The organism is Roseovarius atlanticus, assembly GCF_001441615.1.
GTDB lineage: Bacteria > Pseudomonadota > Alphaproteobacteria > Rhodobacterales > Rhodobacteraceae > Roseovarius > Roseovarius atlanticus.
Window position 1 is genome coordinate 377,218 of the sequence record NZ_LAXJ01000002.1, and the last position, 26,388, is coordinate 403,605.

Sequence of the window (26,388 nt, forward strand, 5' to 3'; positions counted from 1 at the left end):
TCTCCTTACCCTTGCATCGCGGCCCAGACGCGCGACGGCGTCAGCGGCATGTCGATATGCGTCACGTCATGGCCCGCGCGTTGCAGCGCATCCACGACGGCATTGACCACCGAAGGCGGCGAGCCGATCGCCCCCGCCTCGCCACAGCCTTTCACCCCCAGCGGGTTGTGCGTGCAGGGCGTCTGGCAGGAATGATCGACCTGGTAGAACGGAACGTCATCGGCCCGCGGCATGGCGTAATCCATGTAGGATGCACTCAGAAGCTGGCCGTCGGCATCATAGGATGTTTGCTCCAACAGCGCCTGCCCGATCCCCTGCGCCAGCCCGCCATGCACCTGCCCCGACACGATCATCGGGTTGATCACATTGCCGAAATCGTCGGCGGCGGCAAAGCGTTCGATGGTGACCTTGCCGGTCTCTGGATCAACCTCGACCTCGCAGGCATAAGCGCCCGACGGGTAGGTAAAGTTCGCCGGGTCATAGAACGCGGTTTCCTCCAGGCCCGGCTCGATCTCTTCCAGCGGGTAGTTGTGCGGCACGTAAGCCGCCAACGTCACGTCGCCCCAGGCCACCGACTTGTCCGTGCCCGCGACGCTGAACTGGCCGTCCTTCAGCTCGATATCGGCCTCCGACGCTTCCATCAGGTGCGCCGCGATCTTGCGGGCCTTGGCGATGATCTTTTCCGTGGCCTTGACCATGGCACTGCCGCCCACGGCGATGGAGCGCGAGCCATAGGTGCCCATGCCCATCGGCGTGTTGGCCGTGTCGCCATGCTCGATCTCGATCATGCTCTCGTCGATCCCGATCATGTCGGCCACCACCTGCGCGAACGAGGTCTCGTGCCCCTGCCCGTGGCTGTGGCTGCCGGTCATCACCGTGATCCCGCCGGTGGCGTTCACCCGCACGGTCGCGGATTCATAAAGGCCCGCACGTGCGCCCAGCTGCCCCACCAGGTTCGACGGCGCGATCCCGCAGGCCTCGATGTAGCAGTTGATGCCAAGCCCGCGCAGCTTGCCCCTGGCCTTGCTGTCTTCCAGCCGTTTTTGGAAACCGTCCTTGTCGATGATCTCCAGCAGCTTGTCCATCGTGGCGTTGTAATCGCCCGTGTCGTATTCCACCGCCACCGGCGTGGCATAGGGGAACTCGGTGATGAAGTTCTGCCGCCGCAGCTCGATCGGGTCCACGCCCAGTTCGCGCGCCGCCTTGTCGATGACGCGCTCCAGCTGGTACGTCGCCTCGGGCCGCCCGGCCCCGCGATAGGCGTCGACCGGCACGGTGTTGGTAAACACCGCCTTCACGTTCACATAGATATTGGGCGTCTTGTAATTGCCCGCCATCAGCGTGCCATGCAGCCACGTGGGGATGCTGGGCGCGAAGGTCGACAGATAGGCGCCCATGTTGGCATAGGTCTCTGTGCGAACGGCGGTAAAGTTGTTGTCCGCGTCCAGCGCCAGTTCGATCTTGGTCACGTGATCGCGGCCATGAGCGTCACTGATGAACGCCTCCGACCGCGAGCAGGTCCACTTCACCGGCCGGTTCAGCTTTTTCGCGGCAAATGTGCAGAACGCTTCCTCGGCATAGTGATAGATCTTCGACCCAAAACCGCCGCCCACGTCGGGCGCCACGACCCGCAGCTTGTGCTCGGGGATGCCCAGCACGAAGGCGCCCATCAACAGGCGAATGACATGCGGGTTCTGCGATGTGGTGTAAAGCGTGCTGTCATCGGTGCCACGGCTGTAATCGCCCACGGCCACGCGCGGCTCCATCGCGTTCGGGACCAATCGGTTGTTCACCAGCTCCAGCGTGGTGACATGCGCGGCGTTCTTGATCGCCTCGTCCACCGCGCCCTTGTTCTCCTCGACGAACCCCCAGTCGTAGCAGAGGTTGCTCGTCAGGTCGTCATGCACCTTGGTGGCGCCCTCTTTCAACGCCTCCTTCATGTCCATGACAGCGGGCAGATCGCTGATATCCACCTCGATCGCCTCGGCGGCGTCCCGCGCCTGTTCGCGGCTCTCGGCCACCACGGCGGCGATGGGGTCGCCCACATGCCGTACCTTGCCCTGTGCCAGCACCGGGTGCGGCGGCTCCTGCATGGGCTCGCCATGCCGGTCCGTCACCTGCCAGCCGCAGGGAATGCCCCCCACCTCGGCGAAATCCGCGCCGGTAAAGACCTTGAGCACGCCGGGCATCCCTTCGGCGGCGCTGGTGTCCACGCTGTTCAGCGTACCGTGTGCGACGTCCGAGCGCAGGAAATGCACATAGGCCTGTCCGCGCAGGTTGATGTCGTCGGTATAATTGCCGGCCCCCGTCAGGAACCGTACGTCCTCGCGCCGCTTGGAACTGGCGCCGATGCCACCATCTTTGGGCATGTGTTAATCCTCCCATATTGGCGGGCGCAATGGCCCGATCCTGTTGTCTAGGCCGCGGCCGCTTCCAGGGCCGCAATCTCGATTTTCTTCATCTTGAACATGGCCGCCCGCACCGCTTCGGCATCGGGGCCGCCCTGCAATTCCAGCAACCGGCGCGGCACGATCTGCCAACTGACGCCGTACCGGTCCGTCAGCCAGCCGCACATCCCTTCCTCGCCCCCGTCGCTCAGCTTGTCCCACAGATGGTCGGTTTCCGCCTGATCTTCGGCCAGAACACTGATCGACGCCGCGGGCGTCAGGGTGAAATGCGGTCCCGCCTGCAAGAACTGATACGGCACGCTCGCCAGCGTCAGTTCAACCACCACGACGCCACCATCGACCTCGCTGGCCTCATCGATCCGGCTGTCGGGCAACAGAGTCACGTAGAACTCCGCCGCCTCCCTGGCGCGGTCATGAAACCAAAGGCATGTGCGCAGCTTGGGCGGGCTGGTCAGCATCCGGGTCTACTCCGCCGCGATCCCTGTCACGTCCTGTCCCGACGCCGCCAGGATCGCCTTGACGATGTTGTGATACCCGGTGCAGCGGCAAATGTTGCCCTTCAGGTACTCGCGCACCTCCGCCTCGGTCGGGCTCGGGTTGTCCTTCAGCAGGGCCTCCGCCGACATCACCATGCCCGGCGTGCAGAACCCGCATTGCAGCCCGTGAAAGTCCTGGAACGCCTTCTGGACCGGGGTCATGGTACCGTCCTCCGCGGCCATCCCCTCGATCGTCGTCACCTCCGTGCCCTCGGCCTCGGCCGCGAACATCGAGCACGCCTTGACGGCCTTGCCGTCCACATGCACCACGCAGGCGCCGCACTGGCTGGTGTCACAGCCCACATGCGTGCCGGTCAGGCCCAGCGTATCACGGATAAAATCGACAAGTAGCGTACGTCCTTCCACCTCGCCGGACGCAGGCTTGCCGTTCACGGTCATCTTGACCTGTGCCATCGGCTCCTCCCATTGGCTTTTCTAATTGGCTGACTGGAGTTAAACACGCCGCCCCCCACTTGAGAAGGCACTTTCTGTCGCGCCACCCCCCTGCCTTCGTCGTACTTGCCCACGTCCTGCAGGCGCGCGGTTTCCGCGTGCGGATCGCCCCGGCCCGTAGCAGACTCGCTCCATCATTCACCTAACTGGTTGATTGATTGCCCCCACCGTGTTATTCACCCTTATGGTTGAACAAGAATCACAGCACCGACTGACCGATATTTTCAAGGCCGCAGGCGACCCCACCCGCCGGTCTATCCTGACGCTTCTGGCGCAGCATGGCCCGCTCCGGGTGACCGACATCGCCGCGCATTTCGACATGAGCCTCAATTCCGTCTCCAAGCACATCAAGGTGCTCGAAGGCGCGGGGCTGGTCACGCGCCGCACCGAATGGCGCGAGCACATGATCGAATTGCGGGTCGAGGAACTGGCCCATGTCGACCGCTGGTTCCGCGACTTGCGTTCGATCTGGGCCCTCCGACTGGAGGCGCTCGACCATCTGCTCACACAGGAGACCGACCCATGACTGCCACCGAAAAAGACCTCACGCTCACCGTCGAACGCGTGATCGACGCCACGCCCGAACGCCTGTTCGACGCCTGGCTCGACCCCGACACCATGAAACGCTTCATCTGCCCTGGCGAAACCGTCGTCCCCCGCGCGTCCTCGGACGCGGTCGAAGGCGGGCGGTTCGAGATCATCATGCGCAACGGCGACAAGGATCTGCCGCACACCGGAACCTACAGGGAAATCGACCGTCCCAACCGGCTGGTCTTCACGTGGGAAAGCCACGCGTCACGCGATGACAGCGAGGTGACGATCACCTTCACCCCCGCTCCGGGCGGCACCCGCGTGCAGCTGACGCAAGTCCGCTTCGTCAGCGAAGAACAGCGCGAAGGCCATCGCTGGGGGTGGACCAGCATTCTCGAAAAGCTGTCGCAACTGGACGGCTGACATCAGGCGCCGGGCGGCCCCTGCCCGGCGTCCCTATCCGGCGGGTCTTCGCTGGCGCGGCTGCGGGCGCGTCGGGATTTCCTTCAACAGGCCGCCCACGCCCATTGCCGCGAAATCCGCGTCCCCGATCGGCGCGCCGCAGGCGATCCGCGCCAGCACCCAGTCCACCCCGTGCAACACCGGCGACCGGGCGCTGTTGGGCAAACCGATCACGGGCCGCTCTCCCAACCGGCCCGTGAACAACAGGTTCCCCGGATCGACCGGGATCCCGAACCGCTCCACCGCGCCGCCCGCCCGGCGCAGCGCCTCGGGGCCGGTGTCGCGCAGGTCGGACGTGGCCGATCCCGTCAGGACCAGAACCAGCTCGCCGCTTGCCGACGCCATGGCGCGGGCCAGCGCGGGTATTTCATGCGGACAACTCAGCGTCTGTTTCAGGCGCATCCCCAGGCCCGCCAGCCGCGTGCGGATCGCCTCTACCCCGCGCAGTCCGGGACCTTCGGCTGTGTCGCTCACGATCAGGCTCGCGGTCTCGAATCGCGGCCGGTGCAGCCGGATCGCGCCGCGCGCCGCCTCCGCCGCGCGGTCCAGCGCTTCGGACGCCACCCCGTAAGAGATGATCTTGACCGTCGCAACCATCCCGCCGGGATGGGTCTGGAACCACGGCGCGACGGTGGCCAGCGTGATCATCGGATCCAGCATGTTGGCCGCCGTGACCTTGGCCGCGTCCACCGCCACCACGCCGGGCGCCTCGGCCACCAGATTGACCCGCCCCGTGAACGCCCGGCTCAGCGACAGGCCCGGCGCACCGTCCAGCACCGTCTCGGCCAGCCGCGCGGCGGCGGCATCCTCGTGCAGATCCTCCGGCTCCAGCACGGCGACGACAACCTCGGCAAACCCCGCCGCCCGCAGCCGCGCGATATCCGCCTCCGCCAGAACCTGCCCCTTGCGCAGCCGGCCATCCGGCAGATGCTCGCTATGCGCCAGGATCGCGCCCGCCGCCTCCGCCAACGCAACAGGTCCGAACTTCATCCGCCTTTCCTGAGCACGCGGGTCACTTCCGCCAGGATCGCCACCGCAATCTCGGAGGGCCCCGCCGCGCCGATATCCAGCCCCACCGGCCCGTGAATGCGCGCAATCTGATCGGCGCCGAACCCCTTTTCCTCCAGCCGCGCCACCCTCTTGGCATGGGTCCGGGTCGAGCCCAGCGCCCCTATGTAAAAGACATCCGATGCCAGCGCCGCCTCCAGCGCCGGATCGTCCAGCTTGGGATCATGGGTCAGCAGCACCAATGCCGTGCGTGCATCGAGGCCATAGGCCGCCACGGCCTCGTCCGGCCAGTCGTGCAGTATCGTCTCTCCGGGAAAGCGCGTGTCACTGCCAAAGCTCTCGCGCGGATCGATCAGCAACGGATCGTACCCCGCAACACGAGCCATCGGCACCAGCGCCTGAGCGATATGCACCGCGCCCACGATGATCATCCGCAAGGGCGGGTTGTGGATCGCCACGAAGGTGGTCCCATCCTCCTCGAATCCCGAGCGGTCCATCCGAAACCTGTCTTCATAACCCTCGCGCACCAGCCTGCGCTCGGCCTCCATGCCGGTCACGTAGGCCACAGGCACCCGCGCCTCGCGCGCCAGCACCAGGTCCTTCAAGATCTCCACCGGCATCACTGTACCCACCGGCTCCACCAGGACCCGGATCGTTCCGCCGCAGGCCAGCCCCACGGCAAAGGCGTCGCCGTCGCTGACGCCGTATTCCAGCATCACGGGCGTGCCGTCCTCGATGGCGTCCAATGCTTCGGCCACGACGGCACCTTCGACGCAGCCCCCCGAAACCGAACCCTCGATCTCCCCCGCGCCGGAAATCGCCAACTGACTGCCCACGCGGCGCGGCGCGCTTCCCCAGGTGTCCACCACGGTGGCCAGCGCCGCGCCCTTGCCGGCCTCAAACCAGGCCAATGCGGTTTCGGGAATGGTGTCAAACCGGTCTGTCATGGCGCCAATATGGGCCGGGCGCCCCGCTTTCACAAACGCAATTTCGGCGGCGGTCGACTCCCAAGATTCTTCGTACGAAGAATCTTGGGCCTGCATTACCCGGAACGAAAAAGCCCCCCGCCAATCGGCGAGGGGCCAATCCGTTCGGTCGGTGCAGGCGTCAGCTTTCGTTCAGCAGCCCGGTGATGTTGCGGACCGCAGCACGGCGGTTCTCGCGGATGTCGCCGGCCTGGCGGATTTTCAGGTCCGCCTCGCCATAGCCCTGCACGATCATGTTTGCCGGCGGCACGTCGAAATACTCGGTCAGGGCCAGGGCCACCGATTCCGCACGGCGGTCCGACAGGGCCAGGTTCATGCTGGCCGGGCCGACCGTGTCGGTGTGACCTTCGATCAGGAACACCTGCCGCGGGTCTTCCGCGATTGCGTCACGCATCGCATTGCCCAGCACCGAAAGCGCCTTGGCTTCCTCGGGGCGGATCACCGCGCTGCCGGTCTCGAAGTTCACGGTGTCCAGCGCGATCACCGGCACCTGGTGGCGCACAGCGTCCACGAACCGCACCTGGTTCAGCGAATAGCGGCGGGTGGCCGGCGCGTCGCGCGTGGCCAGGATCGCCGTGCGCAGCTCGTCTTCCGACGCGTTGGTGTACTCGTATTCCTGCGCCCGGCTGTTTGCCAGCTGCTGAACGTTCACCGCCTCGACCTGGCGGGTGTCGTCGAACAGCACAACCTGGTCCCCGTTCGGGTACACTTGAGTGCGGCGCAGCACGCGGCCATCGGCGGCGCGGATCGTGATGGTCTGCGATCCGTCCTGCGCCGTCACCGTGCTGCGAGTCGAGCCGTCGTCGAAGGTCTGCACACGCACGTCGCTGCCCGGACGGCGCAGCAGGGCGTCGTCATCCTTGATGATGCGATACCGGCCGTCGTTTTCCACCACGACGCGGTCGCCGGTGTTCGACACAACGGTGCCGCCGTCGTCGGTCACTTGGCCAATCGCATACGCGCCAAGACCGATGGCCGCAGCGGCGGTCAGGATGTCGCGCAGGTTCTCGTCTCGGTCGTCGCTGGTGCGCGGGGTTCCGGCCGCCGGAGCCGTCTCGGTGTTGGTGGCGTTCTGCGCGTTGCCGCCGACCGCGGTCTCGAACTCTTCGTCCGACGAACGCGTGTTCTCTTCGGTCAGGGTCACCTCTTCGGTTTCGACCGCTTCGGCGTCCTCATTGGCGGCAGCGGCCGCTGCGGCCTGCTCTTCGACCTGCGCGGCTGCTTCGGCCTGCGCCTGAGCCTGGGCCTGAGGATCTTCGTCGATCTCAGGTTCAGGCAACTCGGTCGTTGCCTGTTCCGTTGCCTGCTGCTCGGCGGCGGGGTCCGTGGCCTCATTGGTCTGCTGAGCGCTCGTTTCCGCCTCGGTCTCGGCCTGTTCGGCCTCGAGCGCCTGTTGCAGCTGCTCTTCCTCGGTCTGGGCCGTATCGGACGGCGCAGCAGTCTCGGCCTGGTCGGTTTCGGCGGCGGCGGGCGCATCCTGCGTCTCGGCGTCGGCCTGCGCATTCGCGTTGGCCTCCGGTTGTTCGGCCTGTTCGGCCTCGAGCGCTTGTTGCAGTTCCTCTTCCGCGGTCTGAGCCGTATCGGCGGGCGCCGTTGTCTCGGCCTCGCTCTCGGCGGCCTCGGACTGGGCCTCGGCTGCGGCAGCGTCAGCTTCCGCCTGCGCAGCCTCTTCCTCGGCGGCCTGCGCAGCTTGCGCTTCAGCTTCTGCTTGGGCTGCTTGCTCCTCGGCAGCCTGCGCGGCTTGCGCTTCTGCTTCCGCTTGGGCCGCTTGCTCCTCGGCGGCCTGCGCGGCTTGCGCTTCTGCTTCCGCTTGGGCCGCTTGTTCCTCGGCAGCCTGCGCCTCGGCCTGCGCGGCCTGCTCCTCGGCCGCCTGCGCCTCGGCCTCTGACGCCTGAGCCGCGGCCTCTGCCGCTTCGGCTTCGGCCTGAGCCTGCGCTTCGGCTTCGGTCGCCTGCTGTTCGGCGGCCTGTGCTTCGGCTTCTGCCTGGGCCCGGGCCTCGGCAGCCTCCTGCTCTGCCGCTTGCGCCTCGGCCTCGGCCTGCGCCTGGGCGTTCTCAGCACCAGCCGCGGCTTCGGCGTTCGGCTGGATCTCTTCGGTCTGTGCCGCAAGCGGCAGCGGGGCCGTCTGGCCGATCGCAAGCGCGATGGCCGCGGTGGTGGATGTCAGCGTCAGTCGGCGCATATCTCTTCTCTCCCTAGATACGGATACCGCGAAATCATGCGGTGTCGCATGTTAACGCCTGACATCTAGGAGCGTTCCGCGCGTCACGATTCGGCATCGGCGAAACTCTGCCGGTCGCATGGCGGTCACAGCAGCGCCATCAGCCGCGCTTTCTCGCCGGTGTCCTCCGGCGCACTGATCGCCGCGGCCAGGTCTTCCAGCGTGGCGATCGAGTGGCCTGCGCGAAACGCATCCACATGGGGCAGCATGGCCCGGATCCCGGTGGCGCGCGGGGCAAATCCGTCCCAGCGCAACAGCGGGTTCAGCCAGATCAGGCGCCGCGACGACAGGTGCAGCCGCTGCATCTCGCGGGCCAGGTCATGGCTGTCGTCCCGGTCCAGCCCATCGGTGATCAGCAGAACGACGGCCCCCTGCCCGGTCACCCGCCGCGACCAGTCGCGGTTGAACGCGTGCAGGCAGGCCGCGATCCGCGTGCCACCTTCCCAGTCCTGCGCCTCGGCCCCGGCGGCAGCCAACGCCGCATCGACGTCGCGGGCGGCCATGTGGCGCGTGATGTTGGTCAGCCGCGTCCCGAAGGTAAAGGCGTGCACGGCGGCCCAGCCCGCACCTTTCTCGTTCGCCACGGCATGGAGAAAATGCAAAACCATCCGGCTGTACTGGCTCATCGAGCCAGAAATATCGCAAAGCACCACCAGGTTGGGCCAGCGCGGACGCGGCTTTTGCAGGTGGATGCGCCGCATCTCACCCCCTTGCCGCATGGCCGCGCGCAAGGTCTTTCGCGCGTCGATCCGCGTGCCGGTCGTGGCAGCCATGCCCCGGCGCGAGGCGAAGGGTTTCACCGGCAGGCGCAGCCTGGCCAGCATCCGCTTGGCCTGGGCAATCTCGGCGGTGCTCATCTGCTCGAAATCCAGGGTCCGCAGCCGTTCGTCACGGCTCATGGTCAGGGACGCGTCGATATCGATCCGCGTCTCCTCGTCGGCCTCCTGACTTTCCGCCTCGGGCACCTCCGGCTCGATCCCGTCCAAGAGCGCCTCGGCCGCGCGTTTCTCGGCCGCCTGCGCGCTGCGGTCCTCCTGCACGCCACGGATGGCGGGCAGCATCATCGCCATCATGTGCTCCATGTAGCGCGGATCGCGCCAGTAAAGGCGGAACACCTGGGCAAAGACCGCGCGATGCTCAGGCCGCGACACGAAACAGGCGCGCAGCGTGTAGAAGAAATCCGACCGCGAGGTGAACCCCACCGCCTCGACCGCGCGAATGGCGTCGATCACCCGCCCCGGCCCCACCGGCACCCCGGCCTTGCGCAGGGCGCGGGCGAAATGGGTGATGTTGTGGCCAAGTTTTGGTTGCTCGGGCAGGTCGAGGTCGGGGTATTCCATTAGCTCTTGGCATTGGGGGCCAGCCCCCAAACACAGCTCCAATTGGGGGCCAGCCCCCAAACCCCCGGGATATTTCCGGCCAGAGGAAGGATCATGCCGGCTCCAGCCCCGCCTTGGCCTCGTCGAGGAGGCGCTTGGCCTCGGACCCCTGCAATTTCTGGATGTCGTCCTGGTATTTCAGAATCGCGCCCAGCGTGTCGGCGATCACCTCGGGGCTCAGGCTGATCACGTCCAGCGCCAACAGGCACTTGGCCCAGTCGATGGTCTCGGCCACGCCCGGTTTCTTGAACAGGTCTTCGGTGCGCAGCTTCTGGACGAACGCCACCACTTCGCGGCTGAGCGCCTCGGCCGCCTCGGGCGCGCGGGCCTGCAGGATCTCGATCTCGCGGTCAAAGCCGGGGTAATCGACCCAGTGATAAAGGCACCGGCGCTTGAGCGCGTCATGCACCTCGCGCGTGCGGTTCGAGGTCAGCACCACGATGGGCGGCTCGGGCGCCTTGATCGTCCCCAGTTCCGGGATCGTCACCTGGAAATCGCTCAGCGCCTCCAGCAGAAACGCCTCGAACGGCGCGTCGGTGCGGTCCAGCTCGTCGATCAATAGCACCGGCGCGCCCCCTTCCTGCGGGCGCATCGCCTGCAAGAGCGGGCGCTCGATCAGGAAATCCTCGGTGAAGAGCTCGTCTGTCAGCCGCGCGCGGTCCACGCCGCCACTGGCCTCGGCGGCGCGGATGGCGATCATCTGTTCGGCAAAGTTCCACTCGTAGACGGCGCTCGACGCGTCCAGCCCCTCGTAGCACTGCAACCGGATCAGCCTACGCCCCAGCCCTGCCGCCAGCGCCTTGGCGATCTCGGTCTTGCCGACGCCCGCCTCGCCTTCCAGAAACAGCGGCCGGCCCAGTTTCAGCCCCAGGAACACAACCGTCGCAAGGCTGCGCCCACAGACGTACTCCTGCCCGGCCAGCATTGCCTCGACGTCGTCGATGGATGTCAGATTGCTCATGCGCCCTCCCTTACCCCGGCAGAACTGCACGGCTTCACGCTCCCGTCAAGGCGCGGCCCGCCTGCGCGGCATCCCGCCGCCCCCCAGAAACCCCTTCAATTTTCCAAATTTCTGCCCTTTTTGCGGCCTAGCTTTCACGTCAATCACCCGTGCCAAGCGGGGCAAACCCGAGCTTCGAGGTCCGAGCATGAGCGCAGATTATCCCAGGGCGCTGGATACATCCCTGTCCGGGCTGGACTGGGAAGACTGGCTGGACAGGCTGGACGACGCCGCCGATGCCGACGGCTATGTCGAGCGCCTGGGAGACGACCATGCCGCCATCTTCCTCGAACACAAGTCGATCCTTCTTGTCACCTTCGAGGCCTTTCCGTCCCTGCGCGTGATGTCGCCCGAGGCCCAACCGCTGGGCTGGCAACTGGGCCGCGCCCTGGGCTGGTCGCATCTCTGCCTGGCCAGCCGGACCGACAGCTGGTTCCGCGAGGGCCGTGTCTTCGGCTATTTCGACCGGCTGATCGATGACGGCTTCTTCGAGGAGTTCGAGCAGGTGGTGTTCTATGGCGCCGGCCCCGCGGGCTATGCCGCCGCCGCCTTTTCCGTGGCTGCGCCCGGCGCACGGGTTCTGGCGGTTCAACCCCAGGCCACGCTCGACCCGCGCATGGCCGAGTGGGACGACCGGTTCCGCCGCCACCGCCGGCTCGATTTCATCTCTCGCTACGGCTACGCGCCCGACATGCTGGATGCCGCCGATCGTGCCATCATCCTCTACGATCCCGAGATTGAGGAAGACGCGATGCACGCCGCGCTCTTCGCCCGCGCCAACGTGATACGCTACCGGATGCGCTTTATGGGGCCGCGAATGGACCGTGGCCTGATGCGCATGAACATCCTCTTGCGGATCATCGCCCAGCTCAGCGCCGGCAAGCTCGACACCGAAAACCTCGCCCGGCTCTATCGCGCGCGGCGCAGCGACGTGCCGTATCTCAGGGCGCTTGTCACCAGGCTCGAAGACGACGGCCGGCTTTACCTGACCGCCCGCCTTGCGCACCGCGTGCTGCGCGACACGCCCGGTCCGCGCTTTCGCCGCGCCCTTCGCGCCGCCTATGACAAGGCCGAGGAACTGGGCGTGCCGATGCCGCCGCGCGAAAACGACTGATCCGACGACCGATCCACTGGCGCAGGCGCGCGCGCTGATGTAAGCCCTCTGGCCATGAGCCGGACCCTGACCATCCCCCGCCCCGACGACTGGCACCTTCACCTGCGCGACGGCGCGGTGCTGCGCGCGGTCCTGCCCGAAACCGCCCGCCATTTCGGCCGCGCCATCGTCATGCCCAACCTCGTGCCGCCCGTGGTCACCGGGGCCGACGCCGCCGCCTATCGCGACCGGATCATGACCGTGCTGCCCGACGGCATGGATTTCACCCCGCTGATGACCCTCTACCTCACCGAGGAGACCGACCCCGCGGATGTGGCCGCCGCCCACGCATCGGGCCTTGTCACGGCGGTCAAGCTCTATCCGGCGGGGGCCACCACAAACTCCGCCTCCGGCGTGCGCGATTTCGACCGTGTCCGCCCGGTCCTTGAAAAGATGGCCGAAATCGGGATGCCGCTTTGCGTGCACGGCGAGGTGACCGACACAGAGATCGACATCTTCGACCGCGAGGCGGTGTTCATCGACCGCGTGCTCGACCCGCTCCGCCGCGCCACGCCGGGCCTGCGTGTCGTGATGGAACACATCACCACGCAGCAAGGCGTCGACTACGTCACATCGAACCCCGAAAATCTTGGCGCCACCATCACAACGCATCATCTGGTCATCAACCGCAACCACATCCTCGTCGGCGGCATCAAACCGCATTACTACTGCCTGCCCGTCGCCAAACGCGAGGAACACCGCCTCGCCCTCCGTCATGCGGCCACCTCGGGCGACGCCCGCTTCTTCCTCGGCACCGACAGCGCGCCCCACACCGACCCGAACAAGGAATCGGCCTGCGGCTGCGCGGGCTGCTTCACCGCCACCAACACGCTGTCGATCCTGGCCGAGGTGTTTGAACAGGAAAACGCCCTCGACCGCCTCGCCGGCTTCGCCTCCGAAAACGGTCCCGCGTTCTACGGCCTGCCCGTCAGCACCGACACGATCACGCTGACCAAGGGCGACCCCGTCGCCTACCCGCCGAAAATCGACACCGGCGACGGCCCCGTTACCCTGTTCGATCCCCAAATGCCGCTGCACTGGCACGTAACCTGAGTCTTCCTCTGGCCAAAAATATCCCCGCCGGAGGCTCCGGCGCCTACCATCAAGGACCAACCACATGATCCCTTCGACCTACCCCAGCCAAGATGAAATCGCCCGCCTCACCGCCCGGATGCTGCTGGAAATCGAGGCCGTGCATTTCAACGCGGACAAGCCCTTCACGCTGGCCTCGGGCCTGCCAAGCCCCACTTATATCGACTGCCGCAAGCTCATCTCCTTCCCGCGCATCCGGTCCACCCTGATGGACTTCCTGACCGTCACCGTCATGCGCAACGCGGGCTTCGAGGCGTTCACCAACATCGCCGGGGGCGAAACCGCGGGCATCCCCTTCGCCGCGCTGGTGGCCGAACGCATGGCCCTGCCCATGACATACGTGCGCAAGAAACCCAAGGGCTATGGCCGCAACGCCCGGATCGAAGGCGCCATGTCCGAGGGCGACCGGGTTCTGCTGGTCGAGGACTTGACCACCGATGGCGGCTCCAAGCTCAGCTTCGTCGACGCTATCCGCGACACCGGCGCCACCTGCGGACATACCGCCGTCATCTTCTATTACGGCATCTTCCCCGAAACCGAAAAGACGCTGGGCGATCATGGCGTCGCGCTGCATTACCTCTGCACCTGGCGCGACGTGCTGGCCGAGGCGCGCGCGCAAGGCAGCTTCGACGCCGCCACGCTCGACGGTGTCGAATCGTTCCTCGACGATCCCCGCGCCTGGCAGGCCGCCCGCAGTTGATCTGCGCCTGAGTCGCTGCATACCGTCGTATGGCAAGCCTGTTGGCGAATTATTTTTATCGTTGTGATGGCGCAACGTAAGGACAGGCGCGCCGGGCAAGCCGCACGAAATCTTGACGAAACGACATAACAGCAGGCAATATGTTGTAGGGTCGGGATATCCACAGCGTATCCACATAAACATACCAGTTGCCACCGCGCAGGCCCGCTCGCTAAGAGACCAGCCTACCGGGACAGGCACGCGAGGGGACACCGCACCGCAACCCGGGATCAGAGCAGTACGGGGGATAATGATGAGTGAAGTTGCGACCTTTAACGCGTCCGGCACACCGGTCGCACAGGATGCTCAGGCACCGGAAGCCCTGCCGCATTCCACCGAGGCCGAACAACAGCTTCTGGGCGCGATCCTGACCAACAACGACATTTACGACCGCGTCGCCAACCTGATCGGCCCGCAGCATTTCTACGACCCCGTCCACGCCCGCATCTACGAGACCGCCGCCGCCCGCATCGCCAAGGGCAACCTCGCCTCGCCGGTGACGCTCAAGACCTTTCTCGAAGATGACGAGGGCCTCAAGGAACTTGGCGGTCCCGCCTATCTCGCCCGTCTCGCTGGCGCCGCGATCTCTGCTTTTGCGGCGCGCGACTACGCCCAGATGATCTATGACATGGCGATCCGCCGCGAGCTGATCGGGCTGGGTCACGACATCGCCGGCAAGGCCCAGCGCGCCGAGGTCGACATGGAGCCGCGCGACCAAATCGTCGAGGCCGAACAGAAGCTCTACAAACTGTCCGAACAGGGCCAGTCCGAGACCGGATTTCAAAGCTTTCTCAGGGCCGTAACCGACGCTGTTAACGTAGCCAACGCCGCCTATCAGCGCGACGGCGGCCTCGCCGGCATCTCCACCGGCCTCATCGACATGGACAAGAAACTGGGCGGACTGCACAAGTCCGACCTTCTGATCCTCGCCGGCCGGCCCTCGATGGGCAAAACGTCGCTTGCGACCAACATCGCGTTCAACATCGCCAAGGCCTACAACCGCGGCACGCTCCCCGACGGGTCCGAAGGAGCGGTCGAGGGTGGCGTCGTCGGCTTCTATTCGCTGGAAATGAGCGCCGAACAGCTGGCCGCCCGCGTCCTCTCCGAAGCCGCCGAGGTGCCCTCCGAGCAGATCCGCCGCGGCGACATGACCGAGACCGAGTTCCGCCGCTTCGTCGAAGCCGCCAAGACCCTCGAATCCTGCCCCCTTTACATCGACGACACGCCCGCTCTGCCCATCTCCCAGCTGGCTGCGCGCGCCCGTCGGCTGAAGCGGACGCACGGGCTAGACGTGTTGATCGTCGACTACCTTCAGCTCGTGCGCCCCGCCTCCGCAAAGGACAGCCGCGTCAACGAGGTCTCCGAGATCACCCAAGGTCTCAAGGCCATCGCCAAGGAGCTCGACATCCCCGTCATCGCCCTCTCGCAGCTTTCGCGCCAGGTCGAATCCCGCGAGGACAAGCGCCCGCAACTTTCCGACCTGCGCGAATCCGGCTCGATCGAACAGGACGCCGACGTGGTGATGTTCGTCTTCCGCGAGGAATACTACGCCGAGCGCGAAAAACCCTCCGACGACAAGCTGGAAGAGATCGCCGCCTGGCAGGAACGCATGGAACGCCTGCACGGCCGCGCCGAGGTTATCATCGGCAAACAGCGTCACGGCCCCATCGGCACGGTCGAGCTTTCCTTCGAAGGCCAGTTCACCCGCTTCGGCAACCTCGTCAAACCATGGCAACAGGACGGCGGCGAATTCTAGGGCGCTGCCCTCCTGCCCGCCTTTGGGCTTGACCCCTCGGCGCATCCGGTCAAAACCACGGCCCATGAGTAGTACCGGCAAGCTGACAATCGACCTTGACGCCCTGGTGGCCAACTGGCGCGCGCTCGACGCGATGACGAACGTGGAAACCGCCGCCGTGGTCAAGGCCGACGCCTATGGTCTGGGGATGGACCGCGTCGCCCGCGCCCTGGCCCGCGCCGGCGTGCGGACCTTTTTCGTCGCCGTCCCGAAAGAGGGCGTTGCCCTACGCCAATCGGTCGGGCCCAAGCCCGAAATCCACGTCTTTTCGGGTCACATGGCGGGCGATACCGACATGATCTCGGACCTGAACCTCACGCCCATGCTGAACTCGACCGATCAGCTGATCCGCCACCTCGAGGCTCTGCCCGGCCACCCCTTCGGCATCCAGCTTGACAGCGGCATGAACCGGCTGGGGATGGAGCCCGCCGAATGGGCCGCCGTGCGCGACACGGTCCTGGCCGCGAACCCCGTGCTGCTGATCTCGCATCTCGCCTGCGCCGACGAGCCCGACCACCCGATGAACGCGCAACAGCTCGCCGCATTCCGCGACATGACCGACGGCACCGGCGTGCCACGCTGTTTCGCCCAGACGGGTGGTATGCTGCTGGGCGCGGACTATCACTTCGACATGTGCCGTCCCGGCATCGGCCTCTACGGCGGCCTGCCCTTTTCGGGCGCGCAGCCGGTCGTCACGCTCGATCTGCCCGTGATCCAGACCCGCCACCTCGACCCGGGCGAAACCGTCGGCTACGGCAACACATTCACCGCCACGCGCGAGACACGTATCGCCACCGTCTCTTCGGGCTATGGCGACGGCATCCACCGCATCATGGGCCCCAAGACCGTGCTTTACGCCGAGGACACGCCTTGCCCCGTGGCGGGCCGCATCTCGATGGATTCGATCTCGGTCGACATCACCGACCTGGGATACGATCCCAAGTGGCTGCGCATCCTTGGCGCGGAGCAAACCATCGACGACCTCGCCGACAATGCCGGCACCATCGGGTATGAGATCCTGACCGCCATGGGCGCGCGCTACGACCGGCTATATATCGGCGGATGACCTTGGTTCTGTCGCCCCTCGCCGCACTTGGGCGCAACACGCTGGCCGCCCTCGCCATGCTGGGCCGCATCACGCTCTTCGCCCTCTCGACCTTCAGCCACATCCTGCGCCCGCCCTTCTACCCGCGCGAGGTTTTCAACGCGCTGATGCAGGTGGGCTGGCTCTCGCTGCCCGTGGTGGGCCTCACCGCCATCTTCACCGGCGGCGCGCTGGCCTTGCAGATCTACTCCGGCGGCGCGCGTTTCAATGCCGAAGCCGTGGTGCCGCAGATCGTCGCCATCGGCATGGTGCGCGAGCTTGGCCCCGTCCTCGTCGGCCTGATGATCGCCGCCCGCGTCACCTCCTCGATTGCCGCCGAGATCGCCACCATGAAAGTGACCGAGCAGATCGACGCGCTCGTCACACTCTCGACCCACCCGATGAAATACCTCGTCGCCCCCCGCGTGCTGGCCGCGCTCATCACCGTGCCGCTCTTGGTGGGCGTGGGCGACATCATCGGCATCCTGGGCGGCTATACCGTGGGCGTGCAGAACCTCGGCTTCAACGCCGCCACCTATATCCAGAACACAGTCGATTTTCTCGAACCGCGCGACATCATCTCAAGTCTCGTAAAGGGCGCGGTCTTCGGCGTCATCGCCGCCGTCATGGGCTGCTATTACGGCATGAATTCGGGCCGCGGGGCGCAGGGCGTGGGTCGCGCCACCAAAGGCTCGGTCCAGGCCGCCGCCATCCTGATCCTCGCCGCCAACTTCCTGCTGACGGGGGTGTTCTTCTCGGTATGATCGAGCTTTCGGATGTCCACAAAGCCTTCGGCGACAACCACGTCCTCCGCGGCGTGAACCTGTCGATTCCCAAGGGCACGTCGATGGTCATCATTGGCGGCTCCGGCACCGGCAAATCCGTGATCCTGAAATGCATCCTCGGCCTCATCCAGCATGACAGCGGCCTGATCACCCTCGACGGCCAGGACGTCACCAAGGGCGACCGCGACGCCTTCCTTGCCCGCTTCGGGATGCTCTTCCAGGGCGGCGCGCTCTTCGACTCGCTCCCCGTCTGGCAGAACGTCGCTTTCCGCCTTTTGCGCGGCTCGCTCAAGCGCCCCTGGGCGGAAGCTCGCGAGATCGCCATCGAGAAACTGCGCCGCGTCGGCCTCACCCCCGAACAGGCCGACAAATTCCCCGCAGAGCTGTCGGGCGGGATGCAGAAACGCGTCGGGCTGGCCCGCGCCATCTGCGCCGAGCCCGAGATCATTTTCTTCGACGAGCCCACCACCGGCCTCGACCCGATCATGTCAGGCGTCATCAACGAGCTCATCCGCGAGATCGTCGTGGAAATGGGCGCCACCGCCATGACCATCACCCACGACATGACATCCGTGCGCGCCATCGCCGACAATGTCGCCATGCTCCACGGCGGCAAGATCCGCTGGACCGGCCCGGTGGCCAACATGGACAATTCCGGCGATCCTTATCTTGAACAGTTCATCACCGGCTCCGCCGAGGGGCCGATCGAATCCGTCCGCTGACCGTCCGCCAAAACCTTTCTCAAAGGTTTTGGCAAAAGTCTTCTCAAGACTTTTGCCCCGCATCGCACCCCGAGGCTCTGTTTCCCCCTGCGCTTGCCCCGGCCTCTCGCACCCCTTACCTCTGGGTCATACCCACCCAAGGCCTTTCATGCTCAAATACCTCAACCTGACCCTGCTGGTCCTTTTCCCCATCGCGTGGTTCGCCCCGCTGATGCGCGCCGGTCTCCTGCCGCTCTTCGGCCTGTCGGAAATCTCCGTCATCACCGGGCTTCAGTCCCTCTGGGACAGCGACGTCTTCCTCGCCCTCTTGGTCACCTTCTTCGCCCTCTTCGCCCCTTACGTGAAGACCATCGGCCTCGCGCTCATCCATTTCGGCCTGTTGCGCCGCAAGACGCTCCCGGTGCTGCAAATCCTCGGCAAGCTGGCCATGGCCGACATCTTTCTCATCGCCCTTTACATCACCCTCTCCAAGGGGATCGGCGTCGGCCGGATCGAAACCGCCTGGGGGCTTTACCTCTTTACCGCCTGCATCCTCGCCTCCATTGCCATCGGTCATTTCACCGAAAAGCCGCGTGGCATTGTTGACGGTAAAGAAACAATTCCTCGCAATTAGACGCCATTACCCCGCGATCTTCCCAAAAAGCGTTAATTTTTCCTGTAGGCGAATTGCGATTACCGGCGTAAACTTGCCGATACGAAGTGTGGTGCACTTTCTTGGGGGGAAGTGATGGCCGAGACGATTCGTTCGGTATTTCTTGTTGCGCAGTATTTCCTGAACCGCCTTGCTGTGGCCGTGTTCGCCATGGCCGCGCTCGGTCTTTTGCTCGCCACCGCGCTCGCCGCGTTCGGCATCCTGCCCTGGCTGGAGTTCCAGGTTAGCTTCGGCGGACAGGTGTATGGAAACGCGGGCCAAATCGCCCAGATCGGCCTGACCGTTCTCGCCGTCCTGCTGTGCTTCTACCTGCCCGCGAATGCCCGCGTAATGGCGCTGGAAAATTCCCACCGCCGCTTTCACATGAACATGCATGACGTCACGCAGGCCTACGCCGCCGCCCATGCCGCTGACCGCGCCGGCATGTTCCAGATACAATCAGAGTTCGACGCCGTGCGCGAACGCCTCGCCTACATGCGCGAGCACCCCGACCTGGAAACGCTGGAACCGCAAATCATGGAGGTGGCGGCCCAGATGTCGTACATCAGCCGCGAACTGGCCGAGGTCTACTCCGACGACAAGGTCGACCGCGCCCGTGCCTTCCTCAAGCAGCGCCAGCAGGAGGTCGAACAGTTCAACAAACGCCTCGACCATGCCAAGGCGGTCGGCGTCCGGCTCAAGCAATGGGCCATGGATGTCGAGATGGAGGAAAGCGTGGCGGTCAGTCAGCTTGAGCGCCTGCGCGACGACCTGCGCCCGATCCTGCCCGAACTGGGCTACGAGGAGGTCTCGGATCTCGACGGCACCGTGGTCGGCCTGCCCAACCGCGCCGCCGAATAGCACGCCCCGCCCGGCCGAACGGCATCAGCGTTTGACCGCGCCCCGCGCTTGGGGCATCACCCGCATATGGGAAAAACCGCCTCCTTCACCTGCACCGCCTGCGGCGCCGTCCATTCCAAATGGTCCGGCCGCTGCGACGCCTGCGGCGAATGGAACACCATCGTCGAGGAGGCGCCGCTCTCCGCCGGCCCGGCCTCGAAATCCCTCGGCTCGAAACGCGGCAACGCGATCGCGCTCAGCGATCTTTCCACCGCCGAAGCGCCCCCGCCGCGCACCATGTCGGGGATGGCAGAGCTCGACCGCGTCCTCGGCGGCGGCCTCGTCCCCGGCTCCGCGGTGCTGGTCGGCGGCGACCCAGGCATCGGCAAGTCCACGCTCCTCTTGCAAGCCGCCGCCCGCTTCGCCCAGGCCGGCCTCAAAACCGTCTACGTCTCGGGCGAAGAGGCCAGCGCCCAGGTCCGCATGCGGGCCCAGCGGCTGGGCTTGGGCGACGCACCGGTGAAACTGGCCACCGCCACCGCCCTGCGCGACATCATCACCACGCTCGACCGCGACACGCCCCAGCTTGTCATCATCGATTCGATCCAGACCATGTGGGCCGACAATGTCGACAGCGCGCCCGGCTCCGTGGCCCAGGTCCGCGCCGCCGCGCACGAGCTTGTCACCTTCGCTAAGCGCAAGGGCTGTTCGGTCGTCCTGGTGGGCCACGTCACCAAGGAAGGCCAGATCGCCGGCCCCCGCGTGGTGGAACACATGGTCGATTCGGTGCTCTATTTCGAAGGCGAGCGTGGCCACCAGTTCCGCATCCTGCGCGCGGTCAAGAACCGCTTCGGCCCCGCCGACGAGATCGGCGTGTTCGAGATGACGGGCAGCGGCCTGGCCGAGGTGCCCAATCCCTCCGCCCTCTTCCTGTCGGGCCGCGGCGACCCGTCCCCCGGCTCTGTCGTCTTTGCCGGCATCGAGGGCACCCGCCCCGTGCTGGTGGAAATGCAGGCGCTCGTCGCCCCCACGCCCCATTCCCAGCCGCGCCGCGCCGTGGTGGGCTGGGACGGCGCGCGCCTCGCCATGGTCCTCGCCGTGCTCGAGGCGCGCTGCGCCGTGCCCTTCGCCGGGCTCGACGTCTATCTCAACGTCGCCGGCGGCATCCGCATCTCCGAACCCGCCGCCGACCTTGCCGTCGCCGCCGCGCTGCTGAGTGCGCGGGAAGACACCGCCCTGCCCGCCGAATGTGTCCTTTTCGGCGAAATCTCTCTGTCCGGCGCCCTGCGCCCGGTGTCGCAGACAGAAAACAGGTTGAAAGAAGCCGCAAAACTTGGTTTTAGCTCCGCAATCATTCCCGCCGGGGGCAAGACCGGCGGCACGGGCGGTCTGTCGCTGCAACGCATGGGCGACCTGACCAGCTTCGTAGGTGAGATTTTCGGCGCCGGGTAGCGCGCCCAACCAAAGGTAAAACAGGACGCGCTCATGGAAGGCTTCACCATCATCGACGGCATCGTCGCGCTGATCATCGTGCTGTCGGCACTTCTGGCCTATTCGCGCGGGATCGTGCGCGAGCTTCTGGCCATCGCCGGCTGGATCGTGGCGGCCATCCTCGCCTTCCTCTTCGCGCCCCAGGTCGAACCGCTGGTCAAGGAGGTCCCCGTGGTGGGCGATTTCCTGGCCGACACCTGTGCGCTCTCAATGCTGGCCGCCGCGGCGGCGATCTTCGCCGTCACCCTCATCGTGACGTCGCTGATCACCCCGCTCTTTTCCTCGGTGGTGCAACGCTCTGCCCTGGGCGGCATCGACCAGGGCCTTGGCTTTCTCTTCGGCGTGGCCCGCGGCGTCCTCTTGGTGGCCATCGCCTATTTCGTCTATGAAACGGTCGTTACCAGCCAGGACATCCAGATGATCGACGACAGCCGCTCGGCCCGCGTCTTTGCCCAGCTCACCTCCAAGGTCGAGGACGGCAACCCCGAACAGGCGCTCGGCTGGATCACCCAGAAATATGAGGACCTGGTCAGCGCCTGCGACGCCCCGGCAGAGCCCGTCAACCCGCAGCCCGCCGAGACGCAGCAGTAAAAGGCACAGCGTTTTGCCCACCGCTCCTCTCTTTGCGGCCATCCTGATCGCGGTCTGCGGCTCGTTCATCGCCATGCAGGCCCCGATCAACGCCGCCCTGGGCCGGTCCATCGACAGCACGCTGGCCGCCGCCACGATCTCTTTCGGGGTGGGTTTCTTCATCCTTCTGGCGCTCTCGATCGTCCACGGCGACGGCCCGGCGCTGGCCCGCGCGCCCTTCGTGCCCAAATTCCTGCTGATCGGCGGCGCGCTCGGCGCGGTCTATGTCTGGTCCGCGCTCTGGGCGGTGCCGATCCTGGGCGTGCTGACCACCACGACCGTCCTGATCCTGGGCCAGATGATCGCGGCGCTGCTGATCGACCATTTCGGGTTTTTCGGCCTGACGCCGCGCGATGTCTCGCTGCAACGGGTCCTCGCGGCCATGCTGGTCGCCGCCGGTGCGGTCCTGTCGCGCTACTGAAGCGCCCCGAAAACCGTCGCCCGGACGACACGTCGCGTCACACCGACAGATTTCCCATGATAGTTTCGTGACATATCCGGCCCGAGCCACTATCTAGTGCTCAAGCGTCCACGGATTCGGAGCTGCCCCTTGTCCGACAAGCACATGCCCCCTGCCCATCCTTTCGACTTCGACGCGGTGCGCGACACCGACGACGAGGACAAACTGCGCGAGGAATGCGGCGTTTTCGGGGTGATCGGCGTCACTGACGCCGCCAATTTCGTCGCCCTCGGCCTGCACGCCCTGCAACACCGGGGCCAAGAGGCCGGCGGCATCGTCTCCCACGATCCCGATCAGGGTTTCAACTCCGCCCGCCGCTTCGGCTACGTCCGCGACAACTTCACCCGGCAAAGCTTGATGGAAACCCTGCCCGGCGCGCTGTCCATCGGCCATGTCCGCTATTCCACCGCGGGCGGCAAGAACCCGGTGATCCGCGACGTGCAGCCCTTCTTCGGCGAATTCGCCATGGGTGGCGCCGCCATTGCGCATAACGGCAACATCACCAACGCCAATGCCCTGCGCCGCGAGTTGATCGAGCGAGGCTCGATCTTCCAATCCAATTCCGACACCGAGTGCATCATCCACCTGATGGCCCGCTCGCTGCAACGCACCATCCCCGAACGCATGGAAGACGCCCTGCGCCGCGTCGAAGGCGCGTTCTCGATCGTCGCCATGACCCGCACGAAACTGATCGGCGTGCGCGACCCGCTTGGCGTGCGCCCGCTGGTTCTGGGCCAGGTCGGCGACGGCTGGGTCCTCAGCTCTGAGACATGCGCGCTCGACATCATCGGCGCGCAATTCGTGCGCGAGATCGAACCGGGCGAGATGGTCGTCATCAACGAAAGCGGGGTCGAAAGCTTCCGGCCCTTCCGCCCGCGCCCCTCGCGTTTCTGTATCTTCGAGCATGTCTATTTCTCGCGCCCCGATTCCATTATCGGCGGCCGCTCGGTCTATGAAACCCGCCGCCAGATCGGCGTGGAACTGGCCAAGGAAAGCCCGGTCGAGGCCGATCTGGTCTGCCCGGTGCCAGATTCCGGCACCCCCGCCGCCATCGGCTTCAGCCAGGAAAGCGGCATCCCCTACGCCATGGGCATCATCCGCAACCAGTACATGGGCCGCACCTTCATCGAACCGACCGAGCAGATCCGCAACATGGGCGTCCGGCTCAAGCTGAACGTCAACCGCGCCCTGATACAGGGCAAGCGCGTGATCCTTGTCGATGACAGCGTCGTGCGCGGCACCACCTCGCGCAAGATCAAGGAGATGATCCTCGACGCCGGCGCGGCCGAGGTGCACTTCCGTATCGCTAGCCCCCCCACCGCCTGGCCCTGTTTCTACGGCGTCGATACACCCAACCGCGAGAAACTGCTGGCCGCCACCATGTCCGAGGACGAAATGCGCGAGCATCTGGCCGTGGACAGCCTCAAGTTCATCTCGCTCGACGGTCTCTACCGCGCCGTGGGCGAGGCCAAGGGCCGTGACACAGGCTGTCCGCAATATTGCGACGCCTGCTTCTCGGGCGACTATCCCGTCGAGCCCTCCGACCAAGTCGAAAAGGGATTCCAGCTCAAGGCCGCCGAGTAAAGCCGCAGCCCGCACCGGCGTATAGGCGCCCCTCCGCCAGTCCGATGCTGCAACGCAGCGTCATTCCGCCGATGTGTGAAACCCCGGGTTTTCATTGCGCCGAGTCGGCCTTAGGTGCCGCGCGTTCACCCATGCAACGCAAGCAGGCAAGAAATGGCATCCGAGACCGACACACCCCGCGAAACACTCGAGACGGCGACCGACAAGAACGCGCTCCCCTCGGGGCGCCTCGCGCTGCTCGGAACCTTCATGAAACCCGATGGCGACCGCGCGCTGATCCGCACCGCCTCGGGCAAGATCGCGACCGTCACCAAGGGCGCCACCATCGGCAACGCCAAGGTGATCGCCATCGAGGAAGGCAAGCTCGTGCTCATGCGCGGCACCAACACCACGACGCTGGAAATGCCCCGCGGCTAAGGCTTGACCGCGCCCGGCCCGTCCGGGCACAAGCCTCCCATGGCCGACGCACCCCTTCGCTACCGCCCGCATCATTTCCTCTGCTCGCTGGGGTTCCGGGGCAAGGGCTATTCCGACGCGTTCACCGCCAACATGGGGCGCATCGTGAATGACCGCTTGCGCGCGCCCGGCGGCGACGATGAGGTGATCGAGGTCGTCGGCGTCACCGACGACATCTGCGCCCCCTGCCCCAAGCGGCGCGGCACGCTCTGCACCTCGCAACGCAAGATCGACGCGCTCGACACCCGTCACGCCCGCGCGCTCGGCCTTACCGTGGGCACCCGCCTCACATGGGGCGAGGCGAAGCAGCGTATCAAGGCAAACGTGCCACCCGGCGCACTCTCGCAGCTTTGCGCGGGCTGCCAGTGGCTGGAGCTGGGCCTCTGCGAAGCCGCCCTGACAGACCTTCACGAAAGCGCCTGAGCCGTTTTCTGCGCAGAAAACGCCCCGGAAAATACGCATTTTCCGGCGCAGAATTTACGCAAATTCTGCCACCCCGCCCAAACGAAAAACGCCGCCCCGGTCCGGGACGGCGCTTCAAAAAAAACCTGTCGGTGAGGCCTTAGCCCTTGCGTGCCTGCAGCGCCTTCCAGCCGCCCCAGACGACCATCGCCGCGATCACGGCCTTGACCGCGTCACCCAGCAGGAACGGCGCCATCCAGCCGGCCCACAGCTCGGGCATGGTTTTGCCCATCACCATCGCCGGCCATGCGAGGCCCGGTACGTACAGCAGCGCCGAAATCGCCATTGCGATCACCGCCGTCGACACGACACCCCGTGCCAGACCCTTTTCCACGGCCAGTCCGGCCAGGAACGCCATCGCGGCAAACCCGTAAAGGAACCCGGCGGTCGGCCCCATCAGCGCCGCACCCGACATGCCGTTGGCAAAGACCGGCAGGCCCATCGCTCCATAGCCCAGGTACGTGACCAGCGTCGCCAGCCCCAGCTGCGAACCGAAGGTCAACCCGACGATCAGGATCGCCAGCGTCTGCAACGTCATCGGCACGGGGAAGAACGGGATGCTCACCTGCGCGGCCATGGCGATGAACAGCGATCCGCCGATCACCAGCCCCAGTTTCTTCGTCAAACCTTCGTGGCCGATCACGGCCTTGCTCAAAACGGTATCCGCCATGGCACTGTCCTTTCCTGTCTCGTTTCACCCGCCTTTTTTGGGTGCGCCGGGCCAAGTGTCAAGCGGATTGCACTTGATATTGCCCCGCCGGAATGAGATTTGGCAGAGCATGAATGACGCAGCACCTCGTAAAATCGCCCTCGTGACCGGCGCCTCGCGCGGCCTTGGCGCAGCCCTCGCCCAGGCGCTTGCCCCGACGCACCACATCGTGGCCGTCGCCCGCACCACCGGCGCGCTGGAAGAGCTGGACGACCGCATCAAGGCCCAGGGCGGCGACGCGACGCTGGCGCCCATGGACATCAACACCGAGGCCGCAATGGCCCAGCTCTGCCGGTCGATCTACGACCGCTGGGGCGCGCTCGACCTCTGGGTGCACACCGCCGTGCACGCCGCGCCGATGACGCCCACGCACCAGATCGACGCCAAGGACTGGCGCAATTCGCTCAACACCAACGTCGATGCCGTCGCCCGCCTGATCGGTTTCATCAGCCCGCTTCTGGGCGAACGGGGCCGTGCCGTCTTCTTCGACGATCCCCGCGCCGGGCAGAAATTCTTCGGCAGCTACGGCGCCACCAAGGCCGCGCAGATCGCCCTTGCCCGCAGCTGGCAGGCCGAAACGGTCAAGCTTGGCCCCAAGGTGCTGGTGCTCGACCCGGGCCCCATCGCCACCGCGACCCGCGCGCGGTTCTTTCCAGGCGAGGATCGCGACGCCCTGCCCACCGCACCCGACGTGGCCGCGCGCCTGTTGCCCGAGATTCTGTAGCGCCCGTCAGGCTTCGCCGCGCTCATCCGGCAAATGTCAGCACACGC

At 66.0% G+C, this 26,388-nt stretch carries 27 protein-coding genes; 18 read left to right on the top strand and 9 right to left on the bottom strand.

Annotated elements, in window-relative coordinates; all coding sequences use genetic code 11:
- Positions 1 to 5 precede the first annotated feature (5 nt).
- Genes XM53_RS02130 through XM53_RS02140 form a run of 3 tightly spaced genes read right to left on the bottom strand, consistent with a single transcriptional unit; the run spans position 6 to position 3,358 of the window.
- Positions 6 to 2,369, bottom strand: a complete 2,364-nt coding sequence (locus tag XM53_RS02130) for a xanthine dehydrogenase family protein molybdopterin-binding subunit (RefSeq protein WP_057789782.1) — start codon at positions 2,367 to 2,369, stop codon at positions 6 to 8.
- 47 nt (positions 2,370 to 2,416) lie between these two features.
- Complete coding sequence (locus XM53_RS02135; RefSeq protein ID WP_057789784.1) at positions 2,417 to 2,866, bottom strand: VOC family protein; 450 nt, start codon at positions 2,864 to 2,866, stop codon at positions 2,417 to 2,419.
- 6 nt (positions 2,867 to 2,872) lie between these two features.
- A complete protein-coding gene (locus XM53_RS02140; RefSeq protein ID WP_057789786.1) occupies positions 2,873 to 3,358 on the bottom strand; it encodes a (2Fe-2S)-binding protein in 486 nt (161 codons plus the stop codon).
- Between the two features lie 223 nt (positions 3,359 to 3,581).
- Here XM53_RS02140 and XM53_RS02145 point away from each other — a divergent pair, with 223 nt between their 5' ends.
- The gene (locus XM53_RS02145; RefSeq protein WP_057789788.1) at positions 3,582 to 3,923 is read left to right on the top strand and encodes an ArsR/SmtB family transcription factor; all 342 of its coding nucleotides are present in this window, start codon (positions 3,582 to 3,584) and stop codon (positions 3,921 to 3,923) included.
- Positions 3,920 to 4,351 carry an SRPBCC family protein gene (locus XM53_RS02150; protein ID WP_057789790.1) on the top strand — a complete coding sequence of 144 codons (432 nt, stop codon included), beginning with the start codon at positions 3,920 to 3,922 and terminating at the stop codon, positions 4,349 to 4,351. The genes XM53_RS02145 and XM53_RS02150 overlap by 4 nt, the downstream gene beginning before the upstream one ends.
- Positions 4,352 to 4,384: 33 nt before the next feature.
- On the opposite strand, the gene XM53_RS02155 is transcribed toward XM53_RS02150, so the two are convergent.
- From XM53_RS02155 to XM53_RS02175, 5 genes are all read right to left on the bottom strand, one after another.
- On the bottom strand, positions 4,385 to 5,380 hold the full coding sequence (locus XM53_RS02155) for a molybdopterin-binding protein (protein ID WP_057789792.1): 996 nt from the start codon (positions 5,378 to 5,380) through the stop codon (positions 4,385 to 4,387).
- Complete coding sequence (locus XM53_RS02160; RefSeq protein WP_057790309.1) at positions 5,377 to 6,345, bottom strand: XdhC family protein; 969 nt, start codon at positions 6,343 to 6,345, stop codon at positions 5,377 to 5,379. Before XM53_RS02160 ends, XM53_RS02155 begins: the two co-directional genes overlap by 4 nt.
- 160 nt (positions 6,346 to 6,505) lie before the next feature.
- A complete protein-coding gene (locus XM53_RS02165; protein WP_057789794.1) occupies positions 6,506 to 8,566 on the bottom strand; it encodes an OmpA family protein in 2,061 nt (686 codons plus the stop codon).
- A gap of 125 nt (positions 8,567 to 8,691) precedes the next feature.
- Positions 8,692 to 9,945: a vWA domain-containing protein gene (locus XM53_RS02170; RefSeq protein WP_057789796.1), complete on the bottom strand. Its 1,254-nt coding sequence runs from the start codon at positions 9,943 to 9,945 to the stop codon at positions 8,692 to 8,694.
- Positions 9,946 to 10,036: 91 nt separating this feature from the next.
- Positions 10,037 to 10,945 (bottom strand): AAA family ATPase, encoded by a 909-nt coding sequence (locus tag XM53_RS02175; protein ID WP_057789798.1) that lies wholly within the window; start codon positions 10,943 to 10,945, stop codon positions 10,037 to 10,039.
- Positions 10,946 to 11,132: 187 nt separating this feature from the next.
- Here XM53_RS02175 and XM53_RS02180 point away from each other — a divergent pair, with 187 nt between their 5' ends.
- From XM53_RS02180 to XM53_RS02250, 15 genes are all read left to right on the top strand, one after another.
- Positions 11,133 to 12,098 (top strand): hypothetical protein, encoded by a 966-nt coding sequence (locus XM53_RS02180; RefSeq protein WP_057789800.1) that lies wholly within the window; start codon positions 11,133 to 11,135, stop codon positions 12,096 to 12,098.
- A 54-nt stretch (positions 12,099 to 12,152) separates the two neighbouring features.
- Complete coding sequence (gene pyrC, locus XM53_RS02185) at positions 12,153 to 13,190, top strand: dihydroorotase (protein ID WP_057789802.1); 1,038 nt, start codon at positions 12,153 to 12,155, stop codon at positions 13,188 to 13,190.
- A 64-nt stretch (positions 13,191 to 13,254) separates the two neighbouring features.
- Complete coding sequence (locus XM53_RS02190) at positions 13,255 to 13,929, top strand: orotate phosphoribosyltransferase (protein ID WP_057789804.1); 675 nt, start codon at positions 13,255 to 13,257, stop codon at positions 13,927 to 13,929.
- Positions 13,930 to 14,221: 292 nt separating this feature from the next.
- The gene (locus XM53_RS02195) at positions 14,222 to 15,724 is read left to right on the top strand and encodes a replicative DNA helicase (RefSeq protein WP_057789805.1); all 1,503 of its coding nucleotides are present in this window, start codon (positions 14,222 to 14,224) and stop codon (positions 15,722 to 15,724) included.
- Between the two features lie 64 nt (positions 15,725 to 15,788).
- Positions 15,789 to 16,829, top strand: a complete 1,041-nt coding sequence (gene alr / locus XM53_RS02200) for an alanine racemase (RefSeq protein WP_057789807.1) — start codon at positions 15,789 to 15,791, stop codon at positions 16,827 to 16,829.
- Positions 16,826 to 17,611, top strand: coding sequence for an MlaE family ABC transporter permease (locus tag XM53_RS02205; protein ID WP_057789809.1), 786 nt, complete (start codon positions 16,826 to 16,828; stop codon positions 17,609 to 17,611). Before alr ends, XM53_RS02205 begins: the two co-directional genes overlap by 4 nt.
- Positions 17,608 to 18,354 carry an ABC transporter ATP-binding protein gene (locus tag XM53_RS02210; RefSeq protein ID WP_057789811.1) on the top strand — a complete coding sequence of 249 codons (747 nt, stop codon included), beginning with the start codon at positions 17,608 to 17,610 and terminating at the stop codon, positions 18,352 to 18,354. The genes XM53_RS02205 and XM53_RS02210 overlap by 4 nt, the downstream gene beginning before the upstream one ends.
- Positions 18,355 to 18,502: 148 nt before the next feature.
- A complete protein-coding gene (locus XM53_RS02215) occupies positions 18,503 to 18,967 on the top strand; it encodes a paraquat-inducible protein A (RefSeq protein WP_057789813.1) in 465 nt (154 codons plus the stop codon).
- Between the two features lie 114 nt (positions 18,968 to 19,081).
- Positions 19,082 to 19,846, top strand: a complete 765-nt coding sequence (locus XM53_RS02220) for a hypothetical protein (RefSeq protein WP_057789815.1) — start codon at positions 19,082 to 19,084, stop codon at positions 19,844 to 19,846.
- A 66-nt stretch (positions 19,847 to 19,912) separates the two neighbouring features.
- Positions 19,913 to 21,277, top strand: a complete 1,365-nt coding sequence (gene radA, locus XM53_RS02225; protein ID WP_057789817.1) for a DNA repair protein RadA — start codon at positions 19,913 to 19,915, stop codon at positions 21,275 to 21,277.
- A 33-nt stretch (positions 21,278 to 21,310) separates the two neighbouring features.
- Entirely contained in the window at positions 21,311 to 21,907 is a 597-nt protein-coding gene (locus XM53_RS02230) for a CvpA family protein (RefSeq protein WP_057789819.1), read from the top strand.
- A gap of 13 nt (positions 21,908 to 21,920) precedes the next feature.
- Positions 21,921 to 22,367, top strand: coding sequence for a DMT family transporter (locus tag XM53_RS02235; RefSeq protein ID WP_057789820.1), 447 nt, complete (start codon positions 21,921 to 21,923; stop codon positions 22,365 to 22,367).
- A gap of 144 nt (positions 22,368 to 22,511) precedes the next feature.
- Positions 22,512 to 23,990 carry an amidophosphoribosyltransferase gene (gene purF / locus XM53_RS02240; RefSeq protein WP_057789822.1) on the top strand — a complete coding sequence of 493 codons (1,479 nt, stop codon included), beginning with the start codon at positions 22,512 to 22,514 and terminating at the stop codon, positions 23,988 to 23,990.
- Positions 23,991 to 24,143: 153 nt separating this feature from the next.
- Positions 24,144 to 24,407, top strand: coding sequence for a hypothetical protein (locus XM53_RS02245; RefSeq protein ID WP_057789824.1), 264 nt, complete (start codon positions 24,144 to 24,146; stop codon positions 24,405 to 24,407).
- A 39-nt stretch (positions 24,408 to 24,446) separates the two neighbouring features.
- Entirely contained in the window at positions 24,447 to 24,869 is a 423-nt protein-coding gene (locus XM53_RS02250; RefSeq protein ID WP_057789826.1) for a DUF1284 domain-containing protein, read from the top strand.
- A gap of 139 nt (positions 24,870 to 25,008) precedes the next feature.
- On the opposite strand, the gene XM53_RS02255 is transcribed toward XM53_RS02250, so the two are convergent.
- Positions 25,009 to 25,578, bottom strand: coding sequence for a biotin transporter BioY (locus XM53_RS02255; RefSeq protein ID WP_057789828.1), 570 nt, complete (start codon positions 25,576 to 25,578; stop codon positions 25,009 to 25,011).
- A gap of 109 nt (positions 25,579 to 25,687) precedes the next feature.
- Here XM53_RS02255 and XM53_RS02260 point away from each other — a divergent pair, with 109 nt between their 5' ends.
- The gene (locus tag XM53_RS02260; protein ID WP_057789830.1) at positions 25,688 to 26,341 is read left to right on the top strand and encodes an SDR family NAD(P)-dependent oxidoreductase; all 654 of its coding nucleotides are present in this window, start codon (positions 25,688 to 25,690) and stop codon (positions 26,339 to 26,341) included.
- Positions 26,342 to 26,388: the final 47 nt, after the last annotated feature.

Excerpts from the sequence above, each read along its gene's own strand:
- XM53_RS02130 (WP_057789782.1), bottom strand. The coding sequence starts at position 2,369 with ATGCCCAAAGATGGTGGCATCGGCGCCAGTTCCAAGCGGCGCGAGGAC.
- XM53_RS02135 (WP_057789784.1), bottom strand. The coding sequence starts at position 2,866 with ATGCTGACCAGCCCGCCCAAGCTGCGCACATGCCTTTGGTTTCATGAC.
- XM53_RS02140 (WP_057789786.1), bottom strand. The coding sequence starts at position 3,358 with ATGGCACAGGTCAAGATGACCGTGAACGGCAAGCCTGCGTCCGGCGAG.
- XM53_RS02145 (WP_057789788.1), top strand. The coding sequence starts at position 3,582 with ATGGTTGAACAAGAATCACAGCACCGACTGACCGATATTTTCAAGGCC.
- XM53_RS02150 (WP_057789790.1), top strand. The coding sequence starts at position 3,920 with ATGACTGCCACCGAAAAAGACCTCACGCTCACCGTCGAACGCGTGATC.
- XM53_RS02155 (WP_057789792.1), bottom strand. The coding sequence starts at position 5,380 with ATGAAGTTCGGACCTGTTGCGTTGGCGGAGGCGGCGGGCGCGATCCTG.
- XM53_RS02160 (WP_057790309.1), bottom strand. The coding sequence starts at position 6,345 with ATGACAGACCGGTTTGACACCATTCCCGAAACCGCATTGGCCTGGTTT.
- XM53_RS02165 (WP_057789794.1), bottom strand. The coding sequence starts at position 8,566 with ATGCGCCGACTGACGCTGACATCCACCACCGCGGCCATCGCGCTTGCG.
- XM53_RS02170 (WP_057789796.1), bottom strand. The coding sequence starts at position 9,945 with ATGGAATACCCCGACCTCGACCTGCCCGAGCAACCAAAACTTGGCCAC.
- XM53_RS02175 (WP_057789798.1), bottom strand. The coding sequence starts at position 10,945 with ATGAGCAATCTGACATCCATCGACGACGTCGAGGCAATGCTGGCCGGG.
- XM53_RS02180 (WP_057789800.1), top strand. The coding sequence starts at position 11,133 with ATGAGCGCAGATTATCCCAGGGCGCTGGATACATCCCTGTCCGGGCTG.
- pyrC (WP_057789802.1), top strand. The coding sequence starts at position 12,153 with ATGAGCCGGACCCTGACCATCCCCCGCCCCGACGACTGGCACCTTCAC.
- XM53_RS02190 (WP_057789804.1), top strand. The coding sequence starts at position 13,255 with ATGATCCCTTCGACCTACCCCAGCCAAGATGAAATCGCCCGCCTCACC.
- XM53_RS02195 (WP_057789805.1), top strand. The coding sequence starts at position 14,222 with ATGAGTGAAGTTGCGACCTTTAACGCGTCCGGCACACCGGTCGCACAG.
- alr (WP_057789807.1), top strand. The coding sequence starts at position 15,789 with ATGAGTAGTACCGGCAAGCTGACAATCGACCTTGACGCCCTGGTGGCC.
- XM53_RS02205 (WP_057789809.1), top strand. The coding sequence starts at position 16,826 with ATGACCTTGGTTCTGTCGCCCCTCGCCGCACTTGGGCGCAACACGCTG.
- XM53_RS02210 (WP_057789811.1), top strand. The coding sequence starts at position 17,608 with ATGATCGAGCTTTCGGATGTCCACAAAGCCTTCGGCGACAACCACGTC.
- XM53_RS02215 (WP_057789813.1), top strand. The coding sequence starts at position 18,503 with ATGCTCAAATACCTCAACCTGACCCTGCTGGTCCTTTTCCCCATCGCG.
- XM53_RS02220 (WP_057789815.1), top strand. The coding sequence starts at position 19,082 with ATGGCCGAGACGATTCGTTCGGTATTTCTTGTTGCGCAGTATTTCCTG.
- radA (WP_057789817.1), top strand. The coding sequence starts at position 19,913 with ATGGGAAAAACCGCCTCCTTCACCTGCACCGCCTGCGGCGCCGTCCAT.
- XM53_RS02230 (WP_057789819.1), top strand. The coding sequence starts at position 21,311 with ATGGAAGGCTTCACCATCATCGACGGCATCGTCGCGCTGATCATCGTG.
- purF (WP_057789822.1), top strand. The coding sequence starts at position 22,512 with ATGCCCCCTGCCCATCCTTTCGACTTCGACGCGGTGCGCGACACCGAC.
- XM53_RS02245 (WP_057789824.1), top strand. The coding sequence starts at position 24,144 with ATGGCATCCGAGACCGACACACCCCGCGAAACACTCGAGACGGCGACC.
- XM53_RS02250 (WP_057789826.1), top strand. The coding sequence starts at position 24,447 with ATGGCCGACGCACCCCTTCGCTACCGCCCGCATCATTTCCTCTGCTCG.
- XM53_RS02255 (WP_057789828.1), bottom strand. The coding sequence starts at position 25,578 with ATGGCGGATACCGTTTTGAGCAAGGCCGTGATCGGCCACGAAGGTTTG.
- XM53_RS02260 (WP_057789830.1), top strand. The coding sequence starts at position 25,688 with ATGAATGACGCAGCACCTCGTAAAATCGCCCTCGTGACCGGCGCCTCG.